9 protein-coding genes are annotated in these 12,160 nt (G+C 63.8%); all 9 read right to left on the bottom strand.

Features of this window, described 5'->3' with window-relative positions; genetic code table 11:
• Nucleotides 1-2 precede the first annotated feature (2 nt).
• Complete coding sequence (locus ACEN2S_RS14545) at nucleotides 3-2,297, bottom strand: methyl-accepting chemotaxis protein (protein WP_441866964.1); 2,295 nt, start codon at nucleotides 2,295-2,297, stop codon at nucleotides 3-5.
• A gap of 477 nt (nucleotides 2,298-2,774) precedes the next feature.
• A complete protein-coding gene (locus ACEN2S_RS14550) occupies nucleotides 2,775-3,566 on the bottom strand; it encodes a crotonase/enoyl-CoA hydratase family protein (RefSeq protein WP_441866965.1) in 792 nt (263 codons plus the stop codon).
• Between the two features lie 17 nt (nucleotides 3,567-3,583).
• Complete coding sequence (locus ACEN2S_RS14555) at nucleotides 3,584-4,444, bottom strand: hydroxymethylglutaryl-CoA lyase (protein ID WP_441866966.1); 861 nt, start codon at nucleotides 4,442-4,444, stop codon at nucleotides 3,584-3,586.
• A complete protein-coding gene (locus ACEN2S_RS14560) occupies nucleotides 4,441-6,435 on the bottom strand; it encodes an acetyl/propionyl/methylcrotonyl-CoA carboxylase subunit alpha (RefSeq protein ID WP_441866968.1) in 1,995 nt (664 codons plus the stop codon). Before ACEN2S_RS14560 ends, ACEN2S_RS14555 begins: the two co-directional genes overlap by 4 nt.
• Before the next feature lie 2 nt (nucleotides 6,436-6,437).
• Entirely contained in the window at nucleotides 6,438-8,045 is a 1,608-nt protein-coding gene (locus ACEN2S_RS14565) for a carboxyl transferase domain-containing protein (RefSeq protein WP_441866971.1), read from the bottom strand.
• Nucleotides 8,046-8,089: 44 nt separating this feature from the next.
• A complete protein-coding gene (locus tag ACEN2S_RS14570; protein ID WP_441866973.1) occupies nucleotides 8,090-9,379 on the bottom strand; it encodes a TRAP transporter large permease in 1,290 nt (429 codons plus the stop codon).
• A gap of 78 nt (nucleotides 9,380-9,457) precedes the next feature.
• The gene (locus ACEN2S_RS14575; protein WP_441866975.1) at nucleotides 9,458-10,459 is read right to left on the bottom strand and encodes a TRAP transporter substrate-binding protein; all 1,002 of its coding nucleotides are present in this window, start codon (nucleotides 10,457-10,459) and stop codon (nucleotides 9,458-9,460) included.
• Nucleotides 10,460-10,487: 28 nt separating this feature from the next.
• A complete protein-coding gene (locus ACEN2S_RS14580) occupies nucleotides 10,488-10,979 on the bottom strand; it encodes a TRAP transporter small permease (RefSeq protein WP_441866977.1) in 492 nt (163 codons plus the stop codon).
• A gap of 35 nt (nucleotides 10,980-11,014) precedes the next feature.
• A complete protein-coding gene (locus ACEN2S_RS14585) occupies nucleotides 11,015-12,154 on the bottom strand; it encodes an FAS1-like dehydratase domain-containing protein (RefSeq protein ID WP_441866979.1) in 1,140 nt (379 codons plus the stop codon).
• Between the last annotated feature and the right edge of the window lie 6 nt (nucleotides 12,155-12,160).

The following is a 12,160-nucleotide window of genomic DNA, read 5'->3' on the forward strand; positions in this document are numbered from 1 at the left end:
CCTCAGGCCGCTCTGCCGTGTTCCGTGGCCCAGCCCGCGCCGGTCTGCCCCATGCGGAACTGCCCTACAAGCTGCTGCAGGTCATGTGCCTGACCATCCAGCGCCATGCAGGCGGCCGAGGTTTCCTCGAATGTGGCGGCACTTTCCTGCTGGGCGCGGTCCAGCTGGCTGACCGCCGAGTTGATTTCGGAGATCCCCGCCGCCTGCTCATCGGCCGAAGACGCGATGTCGCCGACATGGCTGGAGATCACGCCGATCGATTCCATGATCGATTTCAGCGCCTCGCCCGTGCGGCCGACCAAGGTCACCCCGCTTGCCACCTGCACCCCCGATTTCGAGATCAGCTCATCGATTTCGCGTGCCGCCGCAGAGGAGCGTTGCGCCAGTTCGCGCACCTCCGAGGCAACGACGGCAAAGCCGCGTCCTGCCTCGCCCGCGCGGGCGGCCTCAACCCCGGCGTTCAGCGCCAGCAGGTTGGTCTGGAAGGCAATATCGTCAATCACATCAATGATCTTCGAGATTTTCTCGGAGGAGGCCTGAATCGCCTGCATCGCCGTCACGGTTTCCTCGACCACGGTGGTGGTGGTGTCGGCCTTTTTCGAGGTTTCACGCACCAGACCATCGGCATGACGCGAGCTTTGCGCCGCCGATTTGACCGATGCGGTCAGCTCGTTCAGCGCGGCGGCGGTTTCCTCCAGCGTGGCGGCGGTATTCTCGGTTTGCCGCGACAAATCGGTGGTTGCCCGGCTGATTTCCTGCGTGCCGCCCGCAATTTCACGGGTGGCGCTGCTGATCGAGGAGACCAGTTGCGTCAGGTGGTCAACGGTGTTGTTGAAGTCCAGCCGGAGCGGATCGTAGACCGCCGGGAATTGCCCGTCGATGGCGACATCCAGATTGCCCGATGCCAACCCGCGCAGACCGACGGCCAGATTGTCGATGACCTTGGCAAGTTCTGCGGCCCGTTCGGCCCGCTCGCGCTCGTCCTTCTGGCGCATCTCTTCGCGCTCGGCCAGGGTGCGTGCCTCGCGCTCCTGATCCTGCAGCCGCCGCTCTTCGCGTTCCTGCCGGCTGCGTTCCTCATCGGCCAGGCGGCGCTCGCGCTCGACCTCGGCCTGATCGCGCAGGCGCGCCTGTTCGGCTTCCAGCCCCGATTTCTCCAACAGGTTCTGCCGCAACGCCTCGACCGATTTCGCCATATCGCCGATTTCATCCCGGCGGTCGGCGCTGGGAACCACAATGTCATAGGACCCGTCCGCCAGCGCGTTGACCGCGCCCAGCATGTCGCCCAGCGGCTGCCGGACCATGCGCCCGGAGGCGATGACAATGGTCACGAGGGTCATTGCCAGGATGACCAGACCCCCGATGATCGTCGCGATCACCTCATTGCGCACCGGCGTCGAAAAGACGGCGGCGGGCACGTCGAGGATGGTGGCCCAGGTGCGGTTCATGCCCGGGGCGGTGAACGGATAGATCAGGCGCGTGGTGTTGTCGTTAAAACCACGCACGACACGGGGCTTGCCGTCGGCGAGGGCTGCCTGAAGGTCATCTTTGCCGGTCTCTTCATAGGCTTTGGTCAGCAGCGCGGAATCCGGATTGGCGACCCAATTGCCCGCGCTGTCGACCAGCATCATCCGACCGCCGTCGAATGTCTCCATCTGTGCCATCATCGTCGACATATTGTTCAGCGTGATGTCGACGCCGGCAATACCAATGATCTGGCCATTTGACCGCACCGGCACCGCGAGCGAGGTCATCATGACACCGCTGGTGTCGGAATAGGGCATCGTTGCCACGCTTTTGCCGCTGCTCAGGGGCACGGCAAAATATTCCTGATCCTGCGCAATGGCAAAGGTTGAAAAATCAAGACCGCCGTTGGCGTTCTTTGTCCAATAGGGGGTGAAAACACCATCTTCATTGTTGCCGTCGTCACCCGACAGGAGGGTGTTGGTCGGACCGTCGGGAATACCGGCCATCCAGGCGGAGTAGAGATTGGGATATTGCAACGGCACCTGCCCCAGCATCTCCTTGACCCCGGCCTTGGTCGCGCCGCCCGCCTCGATATAGCCCGCGATCATCGCGCTCAACGCCGTTGCGGTGGAGCTGGCGACGGTCATCTGCAAGCCGACCTGACCCGCAGCCCAGCTGGCCTTTTGCGTGGCGAGTTCCATGACCTGCGCATTGACCTTGGTCGAGGTTCGCCACCCGGAGACGGCTGTATAGGCAAGCACAATGACCGTGATCGCTGCCCCTGCTGCCAACAACAGCTTACCCGAAACACTGTAAACATATTTCTTCATGACATCGATCCCATCGAGTTTCACGCTCGGGTGTTTCACAAAAACTGCAACAACTGGTAAATTCACGTCTGTACCCCGGGGGCAAAGCGCTGAATTGCCGGATCAAGGTTAGGATTTTGTGACCATGGCCTGTCACGCCGGATGCCCGTCACGCCGGATAACCGTCACGCCGGATGCCTGGCGCGGGGGGGGAGGCCGGAACGCGCGGGCGTCCGTGGGGCGCGGGTGTTGTTTCCTGCGGCGCGCCAGGTTGTCCGCGCGCCAGATCCTTTGCCTGCCGGTTTTTGTGTGCCGGTTTTGTGCGTGCCAGTTCTTCGCGCGTCGCAATGCCGGGTGACGCGTCTCAGCCTGCCGCGTCTCAGCGTGCCGCGTCTCGGGGGCTTGCGCCACAGCGGCAGCTTTGCTGTCCCGAAGCCCGGCGGTTCGGGACAGGGGCCGCGCCCGGAAAAAGCGGCGGGCGGATCGTCTTGCCGGGGATCAGGCCGGCTGTCGCCATGAAGGGGTGGTCTTGGCGAAAAATGCAGCAATGCCTTCGCGGGTCTCCTCGGTCTCCCAGCAATCGGCCAGCGCAGTGGCGGTCAGGGTCGCCGCCGCGCGCGGGTCGGGACCGGCGAGGGCACGGCACAGCGCCTTGGCCGAGGCGACCGCGCCCGGCGCGCAGTCGAGGACGGCGGCGACCTCGGCTTCAATCGCCGCCTCCATCCCCTCTGCGGTGCAGATCTGCGCCACCATCCCGGCCCGGTGCAAAAAGGTCGCGTCAAAAGGCTTGCCGTTGAAAAACACCTGCCGGGCAAAGGCTTCGCCCATGCGCGCCAGCACGAAGGGGCCAATCGTCGCCGGGATCAGCCCCAGACGCGTCTCGGTCAGGGCAAAGCGGGTGCCTTGCTCGGCGACCACGATGTCACAGACCGCCACCATGCCAATGCCGCCCCCATAGGCGGCACCATGTACTTTGCCGATCAGTGGCTTCGGCAGTGCATTCAGCGTCCCCAGCATCTGGGCCAGGGCGCCCGCCTCGGCCATTTTGCCCGCGCGGTCGCTGTCGGCCTGCGCGCGCATCCATGCCAGATCGCCCCCGGCGCAAAAACTCTTGCCCTCGCCCGAGAGCACAACCACCCGTACCGCAGGATCCTGCGCAAGCTGCGCCGCAGCCTCGGTCAGCTCGGCGATCATCTGCGCATTCATCGCATTGTGCTTGTCCGGCCGCGCCAGGGTCAGTTGTGCAACGCCGCGCCTGTCGGTCCTCAGGCGGATGGTGGCAAAGGTCATTGGATCTGCTCCCTTGGTCAGGCGGACATGGTGTGAATGCGGGCGAGATAGGCCTCTGCCTCGGCCAGGATTTCGGTGTCGATTCCGGTGTGAAAGCCGCACTCTTGCAGCATGGTCACCAGGGGCCGGGTTGAGACATTGCCCTTGGCGCCCGGCGCATAGGGGCAGCCGCCAAGGCCGCCGACCGCGCTGTCAAAGGTGCGCAGCCCCATCTCGACGGCGGCGGCGACATTGTGCAGTGCCCTGTCGCCCGTGTCATGAAAATGCCCGGCGAGTTGTGCGGGCGCCACATCCCTCAAAAGGTGATCGAGCAGGCGCCGCACCTGATCAGGCGTGGCCCGGCCGATGGTATCCCCCAGGGAAACCTCATAGCAGCCCATCGCCAGCAGCTGCTGCACCACATCGCCAACCGCCGCCGGGGCGACCGCGCCATCATAGGGGCATTCGGTCACGCAAGAGACATAGCCGCGCACGGCAATTCCGGCCGATTGCGCCGCCGCCATCACCGGGGCAAAGCGCGCAAGGCTATCGGCAATGCTGCAGTTGATGTTCTTGCGGCTGAAACCTTCGGAGGCCGAGGCAAAGACCGCGATTTCATCCGCCTTCGCGGCCTTCGCCGCCTCAAACCCCTGCATGTTCGGGGTGAGAACCGCGTAATCGGTTTGGGCGGCGCGGGTGATCCCGGCCATCACCTCGGCCGCATCGGCCAGTTGCGGCACCCATTTCGGCGAGACGAAACTGGTCGCCTCGATCTTCTGAAACCCGGCGGCGGACAAAAGATCAATCAGCGCAATCTTTGCCGCGGTCGGGATGATCCGGCTTTCGTTCTGCAGCCCGTCGCGCGGCCCCACCTCATAAATCCGAATGCTCTCCGTCATGCGGCGGTCTCCTCCTCCCCAAAGCTGATCAGCACTGCGCCGCCCGATACCGCATCGCCGGTGGCGCAATGCACCTTGGCAATGATCCCGGTGCGCGGCGCCACCAGCGCGGTTTCCATCTTCATCGCCTCGATCACACCCAGTCTGTCTCCCTCGGTCACGCTGTCGCCTTCGGTCACGCGCAGCGCGACGATGGTGCCGGTCATCGGGGCCAGCACGGCGTGGCCCTGCGCGGCCGTCGCGGCGCGGCCGTCGCGCGGATCGGGCAGGGTCAGATCCCATACCGTGCCCGCCATTTGTACCGAAATCAACCAATCGGCACGCCGCGCCCGCGTCACCACCCGTGCCGCGATCCGCCGCGCGCTGTCACCAGAGCGCGCGTGGATCATAGTTCCGTCCTGCACCATCCGGTCGAGCACGACCTCTTTGTCCCCGCCCGAGAGGGTGATGCGTCCCCCGCCCTGCAGGGTCAGCCGCCGTTCGATCATCTCTCCCGCGTGCATCAGCCGGAGCGCATGGGCGGCGCTGCCCCAAAGACGCCAGCCGAGCGCCGGATCGCCGGGGTCAAGCCGGAGGGCGGCGAGGGCGGCCAGTGCAATCGCCTCTTCGTTCAGCGGCGTGGCGGTGGTCAGCGCGGCCAGATTTCGCCCGATCAGGCCGGTGTCGAACTGCCCCTGTTGAAACCCGTCATGCAGCGCCAGCCGGGCGAGAAACTCGGCATTGGTCGCGCTGCCCGCCACATGGGTGTCGCGCAGCGCGGTGACCAGCCCGGCAAGTGCCGTGGCGCGGTCGGGGCCATGGGTGATGACTTTGGCAATCATCGGGTCGTAATGGGGGCTGATGTCATCGCCGCTGCGCACGCCGGTGTCATTGCGCGCGGTTTCCGAGAAGACGAGATGTTCCAGCCGCCCGGTGGCGGGCAGAAACCCCTTGGCCGGATCCTCGGCATAGAGCCGCGCCTCAAAGGCATGGCCGGTGATGGTCAGGTCTTTCTGGGCCATTGGCAGGGGGGCGCCAGCGGCGATGCGCAATTGCCATTCGACCAGATCAACGCCGGTGATCGCCTCGGTGATCGGATGCTCCACCTGCAGCCGCGTGTTCATTTCCATGAACCAAAAGCCATCGGGGCGCAGCGGGCCGGAACCATCGACGATGAACTCGATGGTGCCCGCCCCGCTATAGGCAATGGCCTCGGCGGCCTTGACCGCCGCGCTGGTCATCGCAGCGCGCAATTCGGGTGTCATGCCGGGGGCGGGGGCCTCTTCGATCACCTTTTGATGGCGGCGCTGCAATGAGCAGTCGCGTTCAAACAAATGCACGACATTGCCATGATTGTCGCCAAAGACCTGCACCTCGATATGGCGCGGCGCGGTGATGTATTTCTCAACCAAAACATGCGGATCGCCGAAAGAGGCCTGACCCTCGCGCTGCGCCGAGGCGAGGGCTTCGGCAAAATCCCCGGGGCGCTCGACCATGCGCATGCCTTTGCCGCCGCCGCCCGCGCGGGCCTTGATCAGCACCGGATAGCCGATGCGGGCGGCCTCCCCGGCCAGAAAGCCAGCCTCCTGATTGCTGCCCTGATAGCCCGGCACCACCGGCACCCCCGCCGCGATCATCAGATCTTTTGCCGCATCCTTCAGCCCCATCGCCCGGATGGCGGCGGCAGAAGGGCCGACAAAGACCAGACCCGCCGCCGTCACCGCCTCCACAAAGTCCGGGTTTTCCGAGAGAAAGCCATAGCCCGGATGGATGGCCTCGGCCCCGGTGGTTTTGGCGGCGGCGATGATCGCCTCGGCGCGCAGATAGCTTTGCGCCACCGGGGCTGGCCCGATATGCACCGCCTCATCGGCCAGGCTGACATGCAGGGCATCGCGGTCGGCATCGGAATAGACCGCCACCGTGGGGATCCCCAGCCGCTGGGCGGTGCGGATGATGCGGCAGGCGATTTCGCCGCGGTTGGCGATCAGAAGTTTGGCAAAAGGCGGTTTCATCATCACATCCTGAACAGGCCAAAGGTCGTGTCTTCGACCGGCGCATTGAGCGTTGCGTGCAGCGAGAGGGCGATCACCTCGCGGGTTTTGCGCGGGTCAATGATCCCGTCATCCCAGAGCCGCGCCGAGGCATAGAGCGGGCGCGACTGGCGGTCGAACATCTCGATCGTCGGACGTTTGAATTCTTGTTCTTCTTCCGCGCTCCAGCTGCCGCCCTTGGCCTCGATCCCCGCGCGTTTGACATCGGCCAGCACGCCGGACGCCTGCGCGCCGCCCATGACCGAGATGCGGGCATTCGGCCACATCCAGACGAAACGCGGCCCGAACGCCCGCCCGCACATGCCGTAATTCCCCGCGCCATACGAACCGCCGATGATCACGGTGATCTTGGGCACCGAGGCGGTGGAGACGGCATTGACCAGCTTGGCGCCGTCCTTTGCTATGCCACCCGCTTCGTATTTTGAGCCGACCATGAAGCCGGTGATGTTTTGCAAGAAGAGAAGCGGGATCTTGCGCTGACAGCAGAGCTGAATGAAATGCGCCCCCTTCAGCGCGCTTTCCGAGAAGAGCACGCCGTTGTTCGCGATGATCCCGACCGGCACCCCGTCGATATGCGCAAACCCGGTGAGCAATGTCGTGCCATAGCGCGGCTTGAACTCGGCAAAATCCGAGCCATCCACAAGGCGGGCGATGATTTCGCGCGCGTCATAAGGGGTTTTGTCATTGGCGGGCACCACGCCCATCAGCTCTTCCGCCGGATAGAGCGGCGGTTTCGGCGGCAGCAGATCAATCCCCGGCTGCGGTTTTGGCCCCAGATGACGGACGATTTCGCGCGCAAGGGCGAGCGCATGCCGGTCATCATCGGCCAGATAATCTGCCACACCCGAGAGGCGGGTATGGGTGTCGCCGCCACCGAGGGTCTCGGCGTCAACAATCTCGCCGGTGGCGACTTTGACCAAGGGCGGACCGGCCAGAAAGATGGTTCCCTGTTCGCGCACGATGATCGTCTGATCGCTCATCGCGGGCACATAGGCGCCGCCTGCGGTACAGGAGCCCATCACCACGGCGATCTGGGTGATGCCCTTCGCGCTCATCCGCGCCTGATTGTAAAAGATGCGGCCAAAATGGTCGCGGTCGGGGAAAACTTCATCCTGATTGTTCAGGTTCGCACCGCCGGAATCCACGAGATAGATGCAGGGCAGGTGGTTTTCCTCGGCAATTTCCTGCGCGCGCAGATGTTTTTTGACGGTCATCGGGAAATAGGTGCCGCCTTTGACGGTGGCGTCATTGCACAGGATCATGCAATCGCGCCCCTCAACCCGGCCGATCCCCGCGATCGCCCCGGCCGAGGGGATTTCATCGTCATAAAGCCCGGAGGCGGCGAAAAGCCCCACTTCCAGAAACGCCGCGCCGGGGTCGAGCAGCCCGGCGATGCGGTCGCGCGGCAAGAGTTTCCCCCGCGCCACATGCCGGGCGCGCGACGCGACGGGGCCACCCTCAAGGATCCGCGCGGCCTCGGTGGCGATGGTGTCATATTGCGCCAGCATCGCGCGGCGGTTCTCGGCAAACTCGGGAGCGGTTGGCGTCAGGCTGCTTTTCAGGATCGTCATATGTCCTCGGTCTCCGATGGTTCTGTGGTGATGCCGCGGGGGCGTCAGCGCTGCATGAGTTGCGGCAGCAAAAGCGTGATCTGGGGAAAGCAGAGCAAAATCAGCAGCAGCACGATTTCCATGGCCAGAAACGGCAGGATCCCGCGAAAGATCGTGCCCAGCGGCACCCGCGTCTGCGCCGCGGCCACATAGGCATTCAGGCCCAGCGGCGGCGTCAACAGCCCGATCTCCACCGTTTTGGTGACCACGATCCCGAACCAGACCGGGTCATAGTGCAGCGCCATCGCCGTGGGAAACGCCAGCGGCATGGCAAGCGACAAGATGGCGAGCTGGTCCATGAACATGCCCATCACCAGCAAGATCACGATGATGATCGCCATGATCGCCTCACGCGGCAGATCCGTGGTGGCGACGAATTCCAGCAGGCCCTGGGTGATCCGGGTAAAGGCCAGATAATTTGAGAAAATCGCCGAACAGGCCACGATGGTGACAATCATCACGGTGGCCCGGATGGCGCCGCTGACCGAGCGGTTGAAGGCGGCGAAATGCAGGCTGCGCTGAAACAACACGATGATCAGCGCGCCCATGACGCCGAGGGCCGCCGCTTCGGAGGGGGAGGCGATGCCGCCATAGATGGCGCCGATGACGGTGACCATCAACAGGAGCATCGGCAGCACGTGGCGGCTTTCGCTGATGGCGGTTTTCAGGACAAAGGGCGCGCCTTTCGGGGCCTGATCGGTGGTGCTGGCGATGATTTTGATCACCACGGCCAGACCGATTGCGGTCAGAAATCCGGGAATGATGCCCGCGATGAACAATTTGCCAATCGAGGTTTCGGTCAGCACGCCGTAGACCACCAGCACGATGGAGGGCGGCACCACCACGGCGAGCGTGCCGCCGACGCTGACCACGGCCGCGGCCAGCCGGTCGGAATAGTTGTGCCGCCGCATCTCCGGGAAGGCCGAGGAAGCCATCGCGGCGGTGGAGGCGGTGGAGCTGCCCACCAGCGCGGCAAGGATGACCGAGGCCGCCACGGTGGCCATCGCCAGGCCACCCTTCACATGCCCGATCCAGGATTGGCAGGCCACAATCGCGCGGCGGGTGACGTCGCCTGCGGTCAACAGCTCGGCCATCAGGATGAACAGCGGGATCGCCACCAGGATGAAGGAGGAGGAGGAGTCGAAGAAGGTCCGCTCCAGCACCGACAGCGCCGGGCGCAGCCCGAGTTGCGTGGACAGCCCCACGAAGCCTGCGATGCCCATGGCAAAGGCGATCGGAATCCGGATGGCCATCAGCACGGCCAGCAGGAGGAGTATTGCGGCAAATGTTAGCATCGACTGAACTCGCGCTCCAGTGAGGTGCAGGGCGGTTGCACGCGCGACCGCCCCGGGGTGGCTTGAGGGGGCGGCGTTCTATTGGCTGGTGGCCGCGCGATAGGTCTCAAGCACCGCTTCCGCTTGCGGGTTGTTCAGCCGCGCGACCCAATCGGTACCGACGGCGGCAAGCGCGGTGCTCACCTCGGCCAGCTCTTCGGGCGTGAATTCATAGGTATCAATGCCTTGTGCTTTCCACTCGGCAATCAGCCCGGCAACCGACGCATCCTGCGCCTGCGCGACATGCAGGGCCGTCTCGCCGCCCAGCTGCAGCAGTTTCGCCTGCACATCCGCCGCGAGACCGTCAAAAACCTCGGTCCGCATCACCATGATAAAGCTGTAACCGCCAAACGAGCCATTGGTGGAGATGTATTTCACCACCTCGTTCAGCTTGTAGCCCGGCACCGAGGGCAGCGGGAACAATACCGCATCCAGACGGCCCCGCTCGACGGCGGTATAGACCTCGGGTCCCGGGATCGAGATACCGACGGCCCCCAGAGCCCGCGCGGTCATTGCCTGGGTCGAGCCGGAGGTGCGCACGTCAAGCCCGGTCCAGTCTGCGGGCTTGCCCAGACGCTCTTTCGACAAGACCTGATAGGGCGGCAGCACGAAACCAAAGAGCGGCGTCACGCCGGTGGCAAGGATCTCGTCGCGCAGCGGGCCTTCCGCCAGCAGTTTTTGCAGCGCCACGGTTCCCTGTTCGGCAGAGCCGTAAAAGCCCGGCAGCCCGACCACCGAATTCAGCGGCAGGACTTCGGCATGGTAGGAGGCGCCGAGCAGGGCGACATCCAGAATGCCATTGGCCACGGCGTCAAGCTGCGCATTGGCTTTCGCCGCCTGCTCTGCCGGGAAATGCTCAAAGGTCACCGCGCCATCGGTGGCTGCGGTGACCGCCGCCATCCACTTCGCCGTGCCCTCGATGGTGATGATATGGCTGGTGGACTGGAAATCCCCCAGCCGCAACGTTTCCGCCCCGGCAGACCCCGATCCCAGCGCCAGAACGCCGGTCAGTGCCACCACCAATTTGCGTGCAATGTTCATGTCGTTTCCCTCCCTTTTATATGCGTGCTTAGCGTTGAGGCTCCGGGCGATGGACCAGCGTGTCATGGATCAGCCGCAGGACCAGCACACCGCATCCCAGCGGGATGACGGCATAGGCATAGCCCAGCGGCCAATCCACGGCGCCATATTGGACATCGCCATGCATCAGTGCCTTCAGGGCAAATTTTCCGGACATATAGGTGACGGCCCCGAAAAAGGCCGTTGACAGCAAAAGGCGCGCCTTGGCGATCAGCCAGCCCATGCGGCCGGGCAGATTGTTGGGCAAAAAGTCCAGCGCCAGATGCCCGCCGTCCCGAAAGACATAGGACAATGACAGCGTTGCCAGTGCCGGCATCAGATAGAGTGCCGTCAGCTCGAACTGGATCTGTACCGGCCGGTTGAAGAACAGCCGGAGCAGGATGTCGCCATTGATGATCACCGCAACGGCGATCAGCGCGAGGCACCCTGCAAAATGCAGGATGTCCTCAATTTTGCTCAGAAGTCTCCCGAAAATCTGCAACCTTGCCTCCCTAGCTGGTTGCTTCTCAGGCGCGTTCAGCGCTTGGGAAGATCGACAATGACAGAGCCCACCGCAGAGAGTTCGCCATCCTGCTGCTCGGCCCGCTGCTGGATCTCCAGCTTGTGGCGGCCGTTTTCTTCAAATTTGCGGGTGACGGTGCCGTGGATCAGGATGATGTCGCCTTCCGGGTTGTGACGGCGCACCTGACATTTGGCCTGCGCGAGGAAGCCGTCATCGCCCATCCAGTTGGTGACCTGATGCGTCAGCCAGGAGGTCCGCTCCGGGCCGTAGTCATAGGCGCCCGGCGCACCAACCTCCAAGGCAAATTCTTCTTCCCAATGAACACGTTCCGGGCAATCGGGAATGCCAAAGCGGTTCTTGATCCCGGCGCTGGGGTGCTTTTGCTGCAGCTGCCAGGCGAGTTTGTTGGCACGGATGTAAAGACCGCCCCAGCCCTGTGCGTAGCAGATAAAGCCGGTGGCCGTCATCGGCCCCTTGACCATCGTGGGCAGCTCCTCGCCCACGGCGACATCATCCCAATAACGGGTTTCGGCGCCGCGAATGCTCTCTTGCTCATAATATTTGTAATAGGCGTCGAGCTCTTCCTGCGTGTAGACGCGGCGGCCCTTTTCCTTGGCCTCGGTGTATTTGGTGCCGCTTTCGCGTGCTTGATCGCGGTCGGTGCGGAAACACCAGCTGTCGGCCTCGGCCAGCATCTCGCCGGTTTTCGCGTCATAAAAATCAACGTGATAGATCTGCTGGATCGCCTTGCCCGCAAAACGGGTATCATGCTCGATCAGATCCTTGAGGTAGGCCTCGGTGCGGAACTCGGTGTTGCGCAGGATCGGCTTGTGCCAGGTCCAATTGGCCCCCGACCACATCGCATGCACCCCCGGCAGCCCGCCGACATAGCCCGAAATGATCCGGCTGGTCGCAAAGAGAAAGCTGGGCAGGGCGACGACATCGCCATATTTCGTGGTTTTTGCGTAATCCGGATCGCACCAGAGCGGATTGTCATCGCCGATCCCATGCGCGTAATGGCGGATATTGTCGCGGGTCGCTTCATAGCACCAGGGTTCGACGGTTTTCTCGATCTTCACGCCGACGCGTTGGCGCAGATCTTCCAGGCCCTCTTCGGTGATCTTGGGAAATTTCCGGTGCAGTGTTTCGTTCATGTGCTT

This window comes from Phaeovulum sp. W22_SRMD_FR3 (genome assembly GCF_052113705.1).
GTDB lineage: Bacteria > Pseudomonadota > Alphaproteobacteria > Rhodobacterales > Rhodobacteraceae > JBGQOG01.